The sequence below is a fragment of the Marinobacter salsuginis genome (assembly GCF_009617755.1).
GTDB classification, from domain to species: Bacteria; Pseudomonadota; Gammaproteobacteria; order Pseudomonadales; family Oleiphilaceae; genus Marinobacter; species Marinobacter salsuginis.
Map to the genome: position 1 here is coordinate 2,293,458 of NZ_BGZH01000001.1, position 14,232 is coordinate 2,307,689.

Genomic DNA, 14,232 nt, shown 5'->3' on the forward strand with positions numbered 1-14,232 from the left:
GTTCCGCTTTTCTGTTGCCAGTCTACCGCCTGCCCCTACTCCCTGTTCCGCAACGAAAACCAGATTTCCGTGCGGGTGCGCGCGGAGTGCGGAGCAAGCTCTATGTTCAGAATTCAATGCCCTGTTTTGTTGGCCGGCGTTTCCCTGGCCGCCCTGCCTCTGGCCGTTTCGGCCCAGTCTTCTCCAGAATCCGATGCCCTGGATCCGATCGTGGTTACCGCGACACTGGGCCCCAAGACCGTTGGCGAGAGCCTGTCTTCAGTGACGGTCATCGAGAAAGAGGATATTGATCGGCAACAGCCCGCGGAATTCCGCGACCTGTTGCGCGCCCAGCCGGGGATCAACGTGGTATCGGACGGCAGCTACGGCAAGACTACCAGCGTATTCCTGCGTGGCGCGGGCAGCTCGGGTACCGTGCTGCTTCTCGATGGTATCCGCCTGCGCTCTGCCTCCGCGGGTATCCCACCCTGGCAGTTTTTGCCTCCCGAATTGATGGAGCGGGTTGAGCTGGTGCGGGGCGCGAAGAGCTCCCTCTATGGTGCCGATGCGGTCGGTGGCGTCATCCAGGCGTTCACCCTGGAACCGGAGGCCGGGCGCCAGGGTTGGGGCGAGCTGAAAGGCGGTTCCCATGAAACCCGTGAGGTAACGGCCGGAATGGCTGGCCGGGAAGGCCGTTCGTCGTTCCTGGCCGGTGGCGTTTATTCGGATACCGATGGCACGAACTTGCGTGCTGGCGGCGAAGACAAAGGATTCCGGAACGCTGGGGGCCTGGCCAAATTGAGCCACAGCTTCGACCAGGGCGGCGGCGCAGGGCTGACGGTGTTCCAGTCTGAAGGTAATACCGAGTTTGAAGGCGGTGATACCGATTTCCTGATCCGTGCCATGGGGCTGCATCTGGAAGCGGTTGCCAGTGACTACTGGCGCACACGGATCCAGTTCTCGGAAGCCCGCGACGAACAGGATACCTTCGGAGCCAATCCCAGCACGTTCGACACCCTGTCTCGCTCCGCGCGCTGGGAAAACACCCTGACGGCCGGTGTTCATGAGCTGGTTCTGGGTACGGAGGTCATGCTTGACGAAGTCGATGGCACCAGCAACTTCACAGAGGACAGTCGGACCAACAGCGCGGTTTTCGGTCAGGGCCGTTTGAACTTTGATGCCACCGATCTGATGCTCAGTCTGCGTCTGGATGACAACGAGGCCTATGGCAAAGAGGAGACTGGCGGTGTGGCCTTTGGTCACCAGCTGGACCGCGCCCATCGCTTTCGCCTCAGCTATGCGACATCGTTCCGGGCACCCACCTTTAATGACCTTTACCTGACGGTGCCGTTCTACACCGGTAATCCTGAGCTCGATGCGGAAGAGGGGCAGATGGTCGAAGCCGGTTTCTCCGGGCGATATGACCAGTGGTACTGGGACATTGCGCTTTATCAGAACGACGTGAAAGACCTGATTACCTACGTGTCGGACCCGGTGACCTTTGAGGGCACCATGGAAAACGTCGAGACGGCAAGAATCCGTGGCGTTGAGGTTTCTTCCGGTATCGAGACGGCTGACTGGAATCTGGCGGCAGCAGTAACCTACGCGGATACCGAGAACCGCGATACCGGCGCCCGTTTACCACGCCGCGCGGAAAAGAACCTGCGTCTGGATATCGATCGCCTGTTCTCACAGTGGTCTGTGGGCGCCAGCTTTATTGCTGAGAGTGACCGCTACAATGATGCGGAAAATACCAGTCTGCTACCGGGCTATGGCACGGTAGACCTGAGAGCGGCCTGGAACTTCCAGCCTGGCTGGTCGGCCTCGTTCAAGGTTGATAACGTGCTGGATCGTCGCTATGCCACCAGCATCGGGTATGACAGTGCGACCTTCGCGCCCTTTGATTATCTGGCCGCCGGACGAACCTTCATGGCCTCGGTGCGCTATGATTTCCAGCAGTAAATTCATTGATCTGAGAGGCTTCCGCCCTCTATGAGGCACCTCTGGCTCGCTGCACTGTGTGTACTGTCTCTGCTTGCGCCCTCGTTGGCGCAGGCCGAGGGACCCTGCGCACGCGATGCACTGAACCAGAAGGTATGCCTGGCCGAGCCAGCGCAGCGTATTGTTTCTCTGTCACCGGGCGCCACGGAGCTGCTGTTCTCCGCCGGTGCCGGCGAAAAGGTCGTGGCGGCGAGTGCCTGGAGCGACTACCCGCCAGAGGCGGAGAACTTATCGCAGGTGGGTGACAGCAATCGTCTGGACCTCGAAGCGATCGTTTCGATGGCACCGGATCTGGTGGTGGCCTGGGTGGATGGCAATTCCCGCAGCCAGCTGGCACGGCTTTCGGGTCTTGGTATTCCGGTTCTCTGGCTTGCTCCGCGAACCTTCGACGACATTGCGATGGCAGTATCGGATCTGGCGTTGCTCACGGGCTCACCGGATCTCGGGAATGATCGGGCCGAAGCGTTTCGCGCAGAAATGGCCGGGCTGAAAGCCCGGTATGCCGATGCCAGACCGGTCAGGGTGTTCTATCAGATATGGGACCAGCCCCTGATGACCGTGAACCGGGAAGAACTGATCAGCAAAGCCATAACCCTGTGCGGCGGCGTGAATGTGTTTGGCGAGCTGCCACGGCTGGTGCCCCGGATCAGCCGGGAGGCGGTGCTCGAAGCCAACCCCGAAGCCATTATCACGGCCGGCTCGTCGGATGACAGGCAATGGCTTGAGGCCTGGCGAGAGTTCCCGGGCCTTGCCGCGGTAGCCTCAGGCAACCTCTTCCTGGAACCACCCGATCTGCTGGCGCGCCCCACGCTACGTATGGCAGACGGCGCCAGGCACCTGTGCCAGACCCTGGAGCAGGCCCGTGCCAATCTCTAGCCCGTACAAACCGCTTTTTGTTCTGCTGCTGGCAGGGTTTATGGCGGCTCTGCTTTCCGTCAGTATCGGCAGCACCGCCATCGGTTTTGAAGACACTTTGCGAGTGATAACCGGCAGTGGCACTGAACTTCAGCAAACGCTGATTCTTGAATTGCGTCTGCCCCGCACCCTGAGTGCCTTTGCAACAGGCGGTTTGCTGGCCGTAGCCGGGGCTTTGATGCAGGTGTTGTTGCGAAATCCCCTGGCCGATCCTTACGTGCTCGGGTTGTCTGGCGGTGCCGCCGTGGGCGCGTTATTGGCCATGCTGGCCGGCGCTGCCGGTTTCCTGGTGTCCGGCTCCGCGTTTGCCGGTGCCATGCTGGCCACCTTGCTGGTGTTTGGTCTGGCCCACGGCAGTGGCAGCTGGACGCCCTCGCGGCTGTTGCTCACCGGCGTGGTGGTTGCCGCCGGCTGGGGCGCCATCATCACACTGATCCTCTCGATGACCCCGGCCAGTCGATTACCGGGCATGCTGTACTGGCTGATGGGCGATCTTTCCAATGCAGCCACGCCCTGGCCGGGACTGACTATTCTTGTGGCCGTGTGCCTGATGGTGTTTCCGCTGGGCCGGGCCCTGAACGTGTTGGCCCGGGGTTCCCTGCAGGCGGCGGCCCTCGGTGTCTCGGTACGGCCTCTTGAATGGTCGATTTACCTGATGGCCAGCCTTTTGACCGCCACGGCCGTCACCATGGCCGGTTCCGTAGGCTTTGTAGGTCTGGTGGTGCCCCACATGTTGCGGCTGGTGCTGGGCAACGACCAGCGGCTGATTCTGCCAGCCTGCGCACTGGCCGGCGGCACGCTTCTGGTGCTGGCGGACACGCTGGCGCGGGTGGTCATCGCCCCGGAACAGTTGCCGGTGGGCGTGATCACCGCGCTGATCGGTGTGCCAACCTTCCTGTACCTGCTGTATCGGAGCCGATGATGACACGCCTGGCCACCGAAGCGCTGATCATCGATATTCCCGGGCGAGCCTCAGGCTCCCCCCTGAATCTGGCCATAGAGCCCGGGCAGGTCTGGGGCGTGCTTGGCCCCAACGGCGTGGGTAAAACCACCTTGCTCCATACCCTGGCAGGATTGCGGGAGCCCAGAAGCGGGCAACTGCTGCTCGACGACACCCCGCTACACGACATCCGCCGCAAGATTGTCTCGCAGCGGATGGGGCTGGTGTTCCAGGACCGGCAGGATGGATTCCCGGCCACGGTCCTTGAGACCGCCCTTATCGGCCGCCACCCCTGGTTATCCCCCTGGCAGATGGAGAGTGGCGAGGATCTCGCGATTGCCGAAAAAGCGCTGGGAGCGTTGGACGTCATCCACCTGAAGGATCGCCTGGTGAACACCCTCTCCGGCGGCGAACGCCAACGGGTCGCCATTGCCACCCTGATGACCCAAAGCCCGGAAATCTGGCTCCTCGACGAGCCGACCAATCACCTGGATTTACAACACCAGACCGCCGTTATGAAGCTGCTTCGCCAACAAGCGGCGGAGGGCAAGGCAATCTTCATGTGCCTGCACGACCTGAACCTGGCCGCCCGATGGTGCGACCAGATCCTCCTCCTGTACCCCGATGGCCAGGCCTGCTGGGGCCCGGCGCGCGACATGCTGGTAACCTCTGCACTTGAGAGCCTGTTTGGTCAGCGTTTGCTATCTGCCGAACTGGATGGCTTTCCGGTGTTTGTGCCGGGCTAGATTGCGAGGCTTTATCCACGCCTCAGTTACTGGTTATATAGTCACTACATTCCCAACAAGGCCATCACCATGACGTCCCCACTTGTAACCACCGACTGGCTGCAGGAAAACCTCGATAACGACCGTTTGGTGTTGATCGACGCGAGTATGGCCACGGTGATTGGCAAGGAGCCGATCGTTTACGACCAGCCGGTGTGGATACCGGGGAGCTACAAGATCGACCTTGAAGGAACGCTCTGCGATACCGAATCGCCCCAGCTCCATGCGTTTCCAACCGAAGACCAGTTCACGCAGGAAGTGCGCAGACTGGGGATAACGCCCGAAAGCATGGTGGTGCTCTATGACAACCAGGGAATCTACTCAGCGCCCCGGGCCTGGTGGATTCTGCGGTCGATGGGCCTGGACAATGTTTTCGTGCTGGATGGTGGCCTGCCTCTGTGGCTGGCGGAGGGGCGTGAAACGGTGTCGGCTCCGGTTCAAGAAGCGGCTTCTTCCGGCTCCTTGTCGGGCCGTCTGGATCGTGAACGGGTTCGGGATTCCGCGTTCGTGTATCAGCACCTGGACGACGAGCAAGTCTCGGTAATTGATGCGAGATCCCGGGCGCGGTTCCTGGCTCAGGCCCCGGAGCCCCGCCCGGGCGTGCGCGGCGGCCGTATACCGAACTCTCTCAACCTGCCGTTTACCGAGGTGCTGGATGGTTACCGGTTCAAACCGGTCAGTGAGCTGAAAACAACGTTCAACCAGCTTGCGCCGAATCTTCAGCCTGGAAACGGGCATCAACTGGTGTTTTCCTGCGGCTCCGGCATCACCGCCTGCATCATTCTGCTGGCGGCGGAGCTGGCCGGGTATGACCAGCTCTCTCTATACGATGGTTCCTGGGCGGACTGGGGCAGCGACGAATCTCTGCCGGTGGCTTGAGCCAGGAGGGTTTTCGTGTATTACGGGCTGTCAGGCCATGCGCTTCATGATTCGGTCGCCCAGCAGGTACTGGTGCGCCAGGGCAGCCGCCACGTGTAGGCCAATCATTACCCACAACACGTTGGCCAGTAATTCGTGCACGTCTTCGCCGCTCTCTTCCAGCCATTCCGTTTCCGGACCGTAGCCAAAGACTGTCCAGCCGAAAAAGGTAACCGGATCGCCTTCACCGAGGGACGTCGCCAGGCCTGACAGCGGCATCAGAATCATCAGGGCGTAAAGCGCCAGGTGTCCCAGTTTGGCCATGGTTGCCCAGTGTGCCGGTGGTGACAGACGTGCCCGGTTAAGCCAGCGCCACAGGCCGCGAAAGATCACCAGCCCGAAGATGGTCAGGCCCAGGCTCTGGTGCCAGGCCATCAACGACGCCTCGGAGAGGGAATGTTCCAAAGCCTCAAACCAGACTTCGCTGGCAAGCATGACCAGCAGCAGAACCGCCATGATCCAGTGCACAGCCCGGGAAACGGCACCATAGCGGTCGTCAGCGTCCATCAATGTCATCGTGATTCTCCTTGATCAAATGATGGCGGGGCACCCTCCGGGCCCCGCGCCTGCTGATGGTGATCAGCTCCGGTGTCCGCCGCGAACCGGGGCGCCGTACTGGTTGAACTCATGCTCCCGGATCAGATTCTGCTCGGCATCTCGCAGCTGAACCCGGTAGGTGCCATCGGTTGTTTCCTCAACGGACACTTCCACGCCGGGGCCGAAGCGTCTCAATGCCTGGCCATAGGCCATGATGCGCATTTCTTCGGTGCTGTACTGTTTGAGATCGGAACCCATGGCTTTGCCGTGGTGGCGATTCTCGTAACGATCGTCACAGTCACCCCGCCCGTAGTCGTCATCGGCAGACGCAAGTAGTGGCGTGGCGCTGAGCAGTGCAGCGATGGAGAGAGCTGCAATGGTGGTCGTTTTCTTCATGGTCGAACTCCCTGGTTGGTGAAACCCATGACGGAATGTCATCGTTGGTCGGGAGTTATTGCACCAAGGAAACGTCGCAGAATTGTCTCGGTGACCCATCGAGTTTGTCGCAACTTGTCGCAAGGCCGGGATTTGCGACGGTTTTTGACAAGATCGCGCCCATTGGGAAACTCGACTCCCCTATAATCGGGGCAGACGGTAATCCAACGGAGTAACGAGTGAGCGACTCTCCCACCATTCTGGTCGTCGATGACCATCGAGACATTCGCGATCTGGTCGGCCGCTATCTGCAGGAGCATGGTCTGCGGGTGCTGCTGGCGGATGGCGGCGATGCCATGAAGCGCCAGCTGCGACAGCAGTCCGTCGATCTGGTTGTGCTGGACATCATGATGCCCGGCGACGATGGCCTCACCCTCTGCCGTTACCTTCGCGAGCACACCGAATTGCCGGTGATACTGCTCACTGCCATGAGCGAGGAAACCGATCGCATCGTCGGCCTGGAAATGGGCGCAGACGATTACCTCACCAAACCCTTCAACCCCCGAGAGCTGTTGGCGCGCATAAAAGCGGTTCTGCGCCGGACCACAGCGCTACCACCGCAACGCAGCCCCATGGCCGGGCAGTGCCTGACGTTCGAAGGCTGGACGCTGGATGTGGACCGTCATCAGCTCATCGATCCCGAGGGTGTCGAAGTTTCACTGAGTACCGCCGAATATAAACTGTTGCTCGCCTTCCTGGAGCACGCCGGCCGCGTGTTGTCCCGCGATCAGCTGATGGATCTGACCCTCGGCAGAGAGGCGGATGCCTTTGATCGAAGCATTGATAATCATGTCAGCCGCCTGCGCCGAAAGATCGATCCGGACGCCCGCAGCCCCAAGCTGATCAAGACGATCTGGGGCGGTGGCTACCAGTGGATCGCACCGGTCGAAGGGGCTGAGCAATGAGACTCTGGCCAAGGCGCGCCGGTGGGCAGCTGGCGCTGTTGCTGATTCTGGTGCTGCTGGTGGCCCAGGTTATCACCATCGTTATTCTGGCGGGTGAACGCCAGGGTGCGCTGCGCAGTGCGGGCCTGGAACACGTCCTCCAACGGGTTTCTGATGGCTACACCTTGGCTGATACCACGGATCCGGAACGTCAGGAGCGTATCCTGCGGGCACTCTCCAGCCCGACCCTGCGGCTTTCCATCGATCCTGAGCCCTATCTGACCGAGGACCAGGCCTCCGGCATGACGCGCCGGCTGGCCGGGGAGCTGGGGTTGCCCGTTGAGCAGGTTCGAACGGCTATGGAGGCGGACGAGGATGACTGCCGGCCCGATCGCGATGACCACCGGAAACGTGAGCGGCATGACGATGAGGATGATGAGCACCATGAATATGACGAACATCGGGATGAACGGCATGAATGCCCCCCAGTCCTGGGGGTTTCCCTGGCCATGTCCTCTGGCCAGTGGTTCAACGCCCAAGCGAGGCCACCAGCGCCTTCCTGGCTCTGGCTAAAGGCCACGCTCACCAGCGTCGGGATTACCGCCGTGCTGCTCACGCTGACCCTGTTGCTGGCGGTCCGTCGAATTCTGAGGCCAATGAATGAGCTGAGCCGGGCCGCCCATGCATTCGGACGGGGGGAGAAAGTCCGGGTTCCAGAAAAAGGGCCCGAGGATGTTCGTGAGGTTACCCGCGCCTTCAACCAGATGCAGGACCAGGTTGGCCGCGCCCAGGAAGACCGGGCAAGACTGCTGGCGGCTCTGGCCCATGACCTCAGGACACCCATCACCTCCATGCGGCTGCGGGTGGAAATGCTGCCGGAAGGCGAGGACAGGGATCGCCTTCTGGATGCCCTCCGGGAGATGCAGCATCTGGCCGAGGCCACCCTCGACTTCATCCGGGGCAGCACCACCGAACAGCACCGCCGCTATGATCTGGCCACCCTGCTGGACAGTCTATGTGGCGATCTCCAGGAAATGGGCCTGGCGGTTCACTGCGAAGAAAGCCCGAGATGTGTTCTCCAGGGACAGCCCGAGGCCGTCAAACGTGCCCTGCGCAATTTGATTGAGAACGCGGTTAATTATGGCGAGCAGGCTGAAGTAACACTGGCAACAACGGACACCGAAGCGGTTGTGACGATTGTTGATCAGGGGCCGGGTATTCCTGAAGTGGAACGGGAACGGGTTTTCGAACCCTTTTACCGGTTGGAACACTCGCGCAGCCGTGAGACCGGTGGCGCTGGCCTCGGTCTGGCCATCGCCCGCACGCTGATCCGGGGTATGGGCGGCGACATCCATTTTGACGCCGGCCCAGACGGCAAAGGCCTCAAGGTGTCAGTCACTTTGCCGCTTTAATCGAGCCATCTGCCTGGGCGGGGCGTGGTAAAGCGTTTGATCCTGTCCGGCGGCGTGCAGCCGGGTTTCATTTGTTCATCGGAAAGCAAAAGGTAGTTGTCACGGTGAGCCGTGCCCACGGGAATGGCACCGTCTTTCGTGAAGCAGGGCAGCTCAATTTGATCGGCCACGAGCAGGTAGCTATCCGGTGTTTCCTTCATCCACAACCAGGCATTGCGGTTCTCCTGTTCCCGACCGGTGAAGAAACTGAAATGGGTGAAATCGCGCTTTGAAAACAGCAGGAACTGTTCCCGGAAGTCGATCATACCGAGCTGACCGCCGGCCGGGATATGCTGTTCTGCGGCGGCCAGAACGTTGCGGGGGGTTCGAAGTGGCTCAAGAATTCGATAGCCCCAGGTGCCCAGCAGCAGCCAGGTGATCATCATGGCCAGGAACAGACGCCCGATGGCACGGGAGCGCCAGAACCCGAACAGGGTGATCAGCCACGCCAGTCCTATGACGAAGATGAACGTCCCCGCCTCGTGCAGTTTGTCCGGGTCGGTGCTGTAGTCGGCCACCTTTTCAACCAGCCTGGGGTGGTCGGTCCAGGCCAGTATGCCAACTGCCATCAACGCAACACCGAGCAAGAACTGTAAACCCGTCAGGATGGGCGGAAACCAGCGTGCTGGCTTCTGGGCACTGAGAAGCGGGGCGAGAATCAGCGCGAGCATGGGCAATGCGGGCAACAGGTAAACACCGCGCTTGCCGGGGCTGAGGCTGAAAAACACGATAACCAGGGCAATCCAGCCCAGAAGCACCGGAATAATCGGGCGGTACCGGGCGGTTTCAGACAGGGGCCGGATCAAGGCCAGCAGCAACAGCGGAAGCGGAAACCACAGCGAGGGGATTACGCTGGTGAGGTAATAGTACCAGGGCTGGATATGGCCCCATGAGTCGGCATAGCGTTCGCCGGTCTGCTTGAACAGGATATTGTTCCGATAGGCCAGGGCCTCTTCGGTGCCGAGATTGTTAACGTAAAGCACCATGGGAATCAGCCAGGCGGCAACCACTGCCAGCATGGCCAGCGGGCCCAGTGCGCAGCGCCACGTGAGCGTGCCACGGAACAGTGCGCGATCGCGAAGCTTCATGATCAAGATCGGAATGAGCATCAGCGCCGGCAGGAAGCCAACCCCTTTGGTGATGATTCCGAGCCCCATAAACGCCCAGCCAACGAAGTACCAGCCCCAGGCAGGCCCGGTGAAAAAGTGTCGGATCAGGCCGTAGCAGGCAACCGCAATCCAGCAGGCGACCATGGCGTCGATCTGGGCTTTCTGGGCCTGGATCACGAACTGGGGCGCAAGCATCAGCAACATGACGGCAATGGCACCGGTCCGCTGGTTCCACAGGCGGGTGCCCAGATCAAAGACCAGTCCCAGTGTCAGCAGGCTACACAGCGCATTGGGCAGAAGGAATGCAATCTTCAGGTTGCCGGTCAGCCAGTAAAAGAAGGCAATACTCCACATGAACACCGGTGGTTTGTCCGGGTAGAACTCACCACCCCGCATGGGGATAAGCCACTGCCCGGAGGCGACCATTTCACGGGCCACTTCCGCAAACCGCGGTTCGTCGGCAGGCCAGGGGGAGCGCAGTCCGATCCCGGTAAAAAACACGACTGCAGCAATGGCGAGCAGTAACAGCAGGAGTTGATTGCGGGACAGATTGAACAGGGTGTCCGGCAGGTGGCGGACGAAGGGGCATGCAGGCATGGGTCGGTCTCAGAGAGAGTCGGAAACGGAATCGGCCAGCGTCCTGGCCCTCTGGTTGTGGTAGAGAAAGGCACCAATCAGCGAGGCAATAATGAAAAAGCCGATGCTGACGGCAAGCTGATAGGCATTGGCATTGCCGATACCGGCACCGGCCAGGGCGAACACCAGCATCTGGGGCAGGTAGCCCAGTGTGCTGCCAAAGAGAAACGGTGAGAAACGGATCCCGGAGCAGCCGGCGACAAGGTTGGTCACCAGGTTACTGCCCACGGGCAGCAAGCGGACCATGAGAACTTTCAGCAGGGTCTGCTCCCGGAACAGGCGATCAAACTGCTGCATCCGGTGGCTGAACCGCCGGCTCAACGGCGTCCGCAGCAGCCAGCGGGCGGTCATGAAGCAGCCGGTGGCCCCAATGGCGGCGGCCAGGGTCGACAGCAGTGTTCCATTGAGCCCGCCCAGGGCAAAGCCCAGCACGAAGGCGAGCAACTGGCGTGGAGCGCCAAGACCGGTAAACAATGCCCCAGTGAGAGTAATCACCACCAATCCGCCTACACCATGGCTGTGGAGATAGTTCGCCACTTCATTCTGGTCGGCAATGAAGTCGAGCCATTCGTTATGGATGGTCAGGTAGCTAAGCAGAACCAGGGCGGCGAAGGCCAGCCAGCGGGAGCCGTTGACCATGTCAGGAGCGCTCCGCCACCGACGCCTGTGGCTCGGCCTGACCGGCACTGCTGATGACAGGAACCCGGGTGCGGTGCAGCAACCAGAGCACACCGAGCAGGTCCAGTATGCCGGCCCAGGTCCGGTTCCACGCGTTGTATTTGGAAATCCCGGCGGTCCTTGGGCGGTGGTTTACCTCCACGATGGCAATGTCACCGCCAATTCCCCGTACCAGCGCCGGGATGAAACGGTGGCCGTGGTCGAACCAGGGCAGTTTGAGGAAGGTTTCCCGTGGAAACAGCTTCAGGCCGCAGCCGGTATCGGGCACGCCATCATGAAGCAGCGCATCCCGCACGCGGTTCGCAAGGCGGGACTGGAAGCGTTTCCAGGCGGTGTCCTTGCGATTCTTGCGATAGCCGGCAATACAGAAATCCGGGTTCCGCAGGGTGTTGGCTTTTTGCAGCATGGCGGGGATGTCGGCCGGATCATTCTGGCCATCGCCATCCATGGTAACGATGAGCCTGCTCCTTGCCTGCCGGATACCCGATGCCAGGGCACCGCTCTGGCCGATGCTGCGCTCGTGACGAATGGTCAACAAGCGGCCACCGAGGGCCCGGGCGGTTCTCACGGCTGTGTCCAACGTGCTGTCGGTGCTGCCATCATCCACCAGCACCACCTCGAAGCCGTGATAGTCACGCATTACCCCATAGGCCTCGGTTAGCAGGGTAGCGATGTTGGCTTCTTCATCCTTGGCCGGGATAACCAGCGACAGAGTTCTTTCCTGACCCATGTAGAGACATCCTCGAAAACAGAATATCAACCGGGCCGTCTGGCGGCCCTGTTCACTTGGGCAGGAGTATCCTCCTGAAACCTTAAACCAACCTTAAGTCTGCCTGCGACGGGAAGCCGCACGGGCCGGCAGCCAGATGCTGACGCACAGGCCGGAGTTGCCATCTGGCCGGTCGCCGAGGGTGAGCTGGCCACCATGAAGTTCCGCGATGCGCCGGGCGATGGCCAGCCCGAGACCGGCGCCGCCACCGAGCCGCTGGTCCAGTCGGACAAAGCGGCTGAGCGCCCGTTCGCGCTCCTCGGCAGGAATGCCGGGGCCCTGGTCGCAAACGGTGATGTGGTATCCCTCGCCGGAAGGCGTCAGGTGTGTCTCAATGGTGGTGTGTTCGGGGCTGTACTGGATGGCGTTGGCCAGCAGGGAACGCATGAGGGTATTGATCAGTGCGCTGTGGCAGGAGACCAGGGCCTGACCGGCATCGTCCTGAAGCACCGGGTCGATGTCTTTTTTAAGGGCCAGAGGTGCCACATCGGCGATGCTCTGTTCCACGATGGCAGACAGGTTGTGGTATTCCGGGGTGAAATCGGCACCGGAGTCGACTCGGTTGAGCAATAGCATCTGTTCAACGAGGTGCACCATGCGGTCCACGGACTGGATCAGGTCACCGTATTGTTCCGGATCCTTCTCGTAGACTTTTTCCAGGTTCAGTCGCAGGGCCGTCAGTGGCGTTCGCAGCTCATGGGCGGCATCGGCAGAGAACCGCCGTTCCCGTTCCAGGGCCTGGTTGAGGCGTCTGAGCAGGCCATTCACCGCCTGCACCAGCCCCGCGACTTCCTTCGGTGCCTGGCGGTCGTCCAGGGGATGAATGTTTTCCGGGGCCATGTTGCGGATCGGGCGCTCAAGCTTCAGGAGCGGCCTGAAGCCGAACTGGATAGCGGCGCTGGCGGCAAGCAGCAGCAGGGGAAGGGCGATCAACAGGGGCAGGATGTTCCCCAGGGCCAGTTCCTCGCTGAGCTCCTCCCGAATATCCTCACGCTGTGCTGTCCGGATCCAGAAGCCGGTTGCCGGGTCCTGAAGCGTGAATACTCGCCAGCGAAAGCCACTGGATTCTGCCCAGGAATAGCCGGGTGTCAGTCCTTCGGTATCGTCGGCTTTGAGGGTATCCAGCAATGGTTCGCGGTCGGGGGTCCAGACCTCGAACGCCAGTTTCTTCTCGTACTTGTGCCCGGTGCCGTCGGGCAGGATTTCATTATTGTCGGCTTCGAAATCCACTCCTGGCGTGTCGGCTCGGGGCAGCTCCAGGGTTTCACTCAGGGTCTTGGGCAGCTGCTCTACAGACTGGGTGTCGGCCAGGTGCTGCACCAGGCCCTGGACGATCCTCGTGCTCTGTGCCAGTTCAGCGTCAAACAGTTCCTCCAGCTCGTGGTTGCTTTCGATGTAGCTCCAGGCTGCGGCAACAAGCGCAATCAGCAGAACGGTGGAGGTAACCAGCAGCGTCAGGGTGCGGGTCAGGGACATTCGGTCACCCTGGCGGCAGCCTGGCTGTCGAGCAGGTAGCCCACGCCGCGTATGGTCCGGATGGTCTCCTTGCCAACCCGGCGGCGCAGGTGGTGAATATGCACCTCCAGGGCGTTGCTTTCTGCGCCGTGATCCCAGCCGTAAAGTTGTTCCTCCAGCCGTCTTCGCGTGGCGACCTGGTCTGGGTGTCGCATCAGGTAGTGAAGAATCTGGAATTCACTGCGGGGCAGTGTGGTGGTCTCGTCGCCGTACGTCAGTTGCCCGGAATCAGGGTTGAGAGCCAGCTGGCCCACCGTCAGACCATTCTGCGGCACGGACGAGCCCCGACGGGTGACCGCCCGGATTCGGGCCTTGAGTTCCGCCATGGCGAAGGGCTTGGTGAGGTAGTCATCGGCACCGGCATCAAGACCGGTCAGCTTTTCATCCAGGCCGGCCCTTGCAGTCAGGATGATTACCGGCGTTTGCACACCCTGTTTCCGTGCTGCCTTCAGAATGTCCAGGCCATCTACACGGGGCAGGGTCAGATCAAGGATCGCCAGATCAAAGTGTTCGCTGGTGAGCGCGCCCAATGCCTGCTGTCCGTCGTCGAGCCAGTCCACCGTGTTCTGTCCGTCACGCAACATCCCCAGCATGGTATTGGCTAGGTGAAGGTCGTCTTCTACAAGCAATATCCGCATGGCAGGTCCTGTTACCGCTTTGGTGATCATTCTGGCACAGAA

General features: G+C 61.0%; 14 protein-coding genes. 7 read left to right on the top strand and 7 right to left on the bottom strand.

Annotated elements, in window-relative coordinates; translation table 11 throughout:
* The first annotated feature begins 102 nt into the window (after positions 1-102).
* The 5 genes from GJU83_RS10385 to GJU83_RS10405 all read left to right on the top strand — a co-directional run bounded on the left by GJU83_RS10385 (position 103) and on the right by GJU83_RS10405 (position 5,499).
* The gene (locus GJU83_RS10385; protein WP_153634267.1) at positions 103-1,941 is read left to right on the top strand and encodes a TonB-dependent receptor plug domain-containing protein; all 1,839 of its coding nucleotides are present in this window, start codon (positions 103-105) and stop codon (positions 1,939-1,941) included.
* 30 nt (positions 1,942-1,971) lie between these two features.
* The gene (locus GJU83_RS10390) at positions 1,972-2,856 is read left to right on the top strand and encodes a cobalamin-binding protein (protein WP_153634268.1); all 885 of its coding nucleotides are present in this window, start codon (positions 1,972-1,974) and stop codon (positions 2,854-2,856) included.
* The gene (locus GJU83_RS10395) at positions 2,843-3,817 is read left to right on the top strand and encodes a FecCD family ABC transporter permease (RefSeq protein WP_153634269.1); all 975 of its coding nucleotides are present in this window, start codon (positions 2,843-2,845) and stop codon (positions 3,815-3,817) included. The genes GJU83_RS10390 and GJU83_RS10395 overlap by 14 nt, the downstream gene beginning before the upstream one ends.
* A complete protein-coding gene (locus tag GJU83_RS10400; protein ID WP_153634270.1) occupies positions 3,817-4,581 on the top strand; it encodes an ABC transporter ATP-binding protein in 765 nt (254 codons plus the stop codon). The genes GJU83_RS10395 and GJU83_RS10400 overlap by 1 nt, the downstream gene beginning before the upstream one ends.
* A 69-nt stretch (positions 4,582-4,650) precedes the next feature.
* Entirely contained in the window at positions 4,651-5,499 is an 849-nt protein-coding gene (locus GJU83_RS10405) for a sulfurtransferase (protein ID WP_153634271.1), read from the top strand.
* A 30-nt stretch (positions 5,500-5,529) separates the two neighbouring features.
* On the opposite strand, the gene GJU83_RS10410 is transcribed toward GJU83_RS10405, so the two are convergent.
* Together GJU83_RS10410 and GJU83_RS10415 are read right to left on the bottom strand one after the other, a co-directional pair.
* The gene (locus GJU83_RS10410) at positions 5,530-6,054 is read right to left on the bottom strand and encodes a cytochrome b (protein ID WP_153634272.1); all 525 of its coding nucleotides are present in this window, start codon (positions 6,052-6,054) and stop codon (positions 5,530-5,532) included.
* 63 nt (positions 6,055-6,117) lie between these two features.
* Entirely contained in the window at positions 6,118-6,471 is a 354-nt protein-coding gene (locus tag GJU83_RS10415; protein WP_069182618.1) for a hypothetical protein, read from the bottom strand.
* A gap of 218 nt (positions 6,472-6,689) precedes the next feature.
* Here GJU83_RS10415 and GJU83_RS10420 point away from each other — a divergent pair, with 218 nt between their 5' ends.
* Together GJU83_RS10420 and GJU83_RS10425 are read left to right on the top strand one after the other, a co-directional pair.
* Positions 6,690-7,415 carry a response regulator gene (locus GJU83_RS10420; protein WP_153634273.1) on the top strand — a complete coding sequence of 242 codons (726 nt, stop codon included), beginning with the start codon at positions 6,690-6,692 and terminating at the stop codon, positions 7,413-7,415.
* The gene (locus GJU83_RS10425; RefSeq protein ID WP_153634274.1) at positions 7,412-8,806 is read left to right on the top strand and encodes a sensor histidine kinase; all 1,395 of its coding nucleotides are present in this window, start codon (positions 7,412-7,414) and stop codon (positions 8,804-8,806) included. The genes GJU83_RS10420 and GJU83_RS10425 overlap by 4 nt, the downstream gene beginning before the upstream one ends.
* Here the strand turns inward: GJU83_RS10425 and GJU83_RS10430 are convergent.
* From GJU83_RS10430 to GJU83_RS10450, 5 genes are all read right to left on the bottom strand, one after another.
* Positions 8,803-10,551 carry an ArnT family glycosyltransferase gene (locus GJU83_RS10430; RefSeq protein ID WP_153634275.1) on the bottom strand — a complete coding sequence of 583 codons (1,749 nt, stop codon included), beginning with the start codon at positions 10,549-10,551 and terminating at the stop codon, positions 8,803-8,805. The genes GJU83_RS10425 and GJU83_RS10430 overlap by 4 nt on opposite strands.
* Positions 10,552-10,560: 9 nt before the next feature.
* Positions 10,561-11,229, bottom strand: coding sequence for a TVP38/TMEM64 family protein (locus GJU83_RS10435; protein ID WP_153634276.1), 669 nt, complete (start codon positions 11,227-11,229; stop codon positions 10,561-10,563).
* Position 11,230: 1 nt separating this feature from the next.
* The gene (locus tag GJU83_RS10440; protein ID WP_153634277.1) at positions 11,231-11,998 is read right to left on the bottom strand and encodes a glycosyltransferase family 2 protein; all 768 of its coding nucleotides are present in this window, start codon (positions 11,996-11,998) and stop codon (positions 11,231-11,233) included.
* Positions 11,999-12,091: 93 nt separating this feature from the next.
* On the bottom strand, positions 12,092-13,513 hold the full coding sequence (locus GJU83_RS10445; protein ID WP_153634278.1) for an ATP-binding protein: 1,422 nt from the start codon (positions 13,511-13,513) through the stop codon (positions 12,092-12,094).
* Complete coding sequence (locus tag GJU83_RS10450; RefSeq protein ID WP_153634279.1) at positions 13,504-14,190, bottom strand: response regulator; 687 nt, start codon at positions 14,188-14,190, stop codon at positions 13,504-13,506. Before GJU83_RS10450 ends, GJU83_RS10445 begins: the two co-directional genes overlap by 10 nt.
* Between the last annotated feature and the right edge of the window lie 42 nt (positions 14,191-14,232).

What these genes read in the sequence shown, in the direction of transcription:
- GJU83_RS10385 (WP_153634267.1), top strand. Translation starts at nt 103, where the DNA reads ATGTTCAGAATTCAATGCCCTGTTTTGTTGGCCGGCGTTTCCCTGGCC.
- GJU83_RS10430 (WP_153634275.1), bottom strand. Translation starts at nt 10,551, where the DNA reads ATGCCTGCATGCCCCTTCGTCCGCCACCTGCCGGACACCCTGTTCAAT.
- GJU83_RS10440 (WP_153634277.1), bottom strand. Translation starts at nt 11,998, where the DNA reads ATGGGTCAGGAAAGAACTCTGTCGCTGGTTATCCCGGCCAAGGATGAA.
- GJU83_RS10415 (WP_069182618.1), bottom strand. Translation starts at nt 6,471, where the DNA reads ATGAAGAAAACGACCACCATTGCAGCTCTCTCCATCGCTGCACTGCTC.
- GJU83_RS10400 (WP_153634270.1), top strand. Translation starts at nt 3,817, where the DNA reads ATGACACGCCTGGCCACCGAAGCGCTGATCATCGATATTCCCGGGCGA.
- GJU83_RS10445 (WP_153634278.1), bottom strand. Translation starts at nt 13,513, where the DNA reads ATGTCCCTGACCCGCACCCTGACGCTGCTGGTTACCTCCACCGTTCTG.
- GJU83_RS10435 (WP_153634276.1), bottom strand. Translation starts at nt 11,229, where the DNA reads ATGGTCAACGGCTCCCGCTGGCTGGCCTTCGCCGCCCTGGTTCTGCTT.
- GJU83_RS10390 (WP_153634268.1), top strand. Translation starts at nt 1,972, where the DNA reads ATGAGGCACCTCTGGCTCGCTGCACTGTGTGTACTGTCTCTGCTTGCG.
- GJU83_RS10410 (WP_153634272.1), bottom strand. Translation starts at nt 6,054, where the DNA reads ATGACATTGATGGACGCTGACGACCGCTATGGTGCCGTTTCCCGGGCT.
- GJU83_RS10450 (WP_153634279.1), bottom strand. Translation starts at nt 14,190, where the DNA reads ATGCGGATATTGCTTGTAGAAGACGACCTTCACCTAGCCAATACCATG.
- GJU83_RS10425 (WP_153634274.1), top strand. Translation starts at nt 7,412, where the DNA reads ATGAGACTCTGGCCAAGGCGCGCCGGTGGGCAGCTGGCGCTGTTGCTG.
- GJU83_RS10405 (WP_153634271.1), top strand. Translation starts at nt 4,651, where the DNA reads ATGACGTCCCCACTTGTAACCACCGACTGGCTGCAGGAAAACCTCGAT.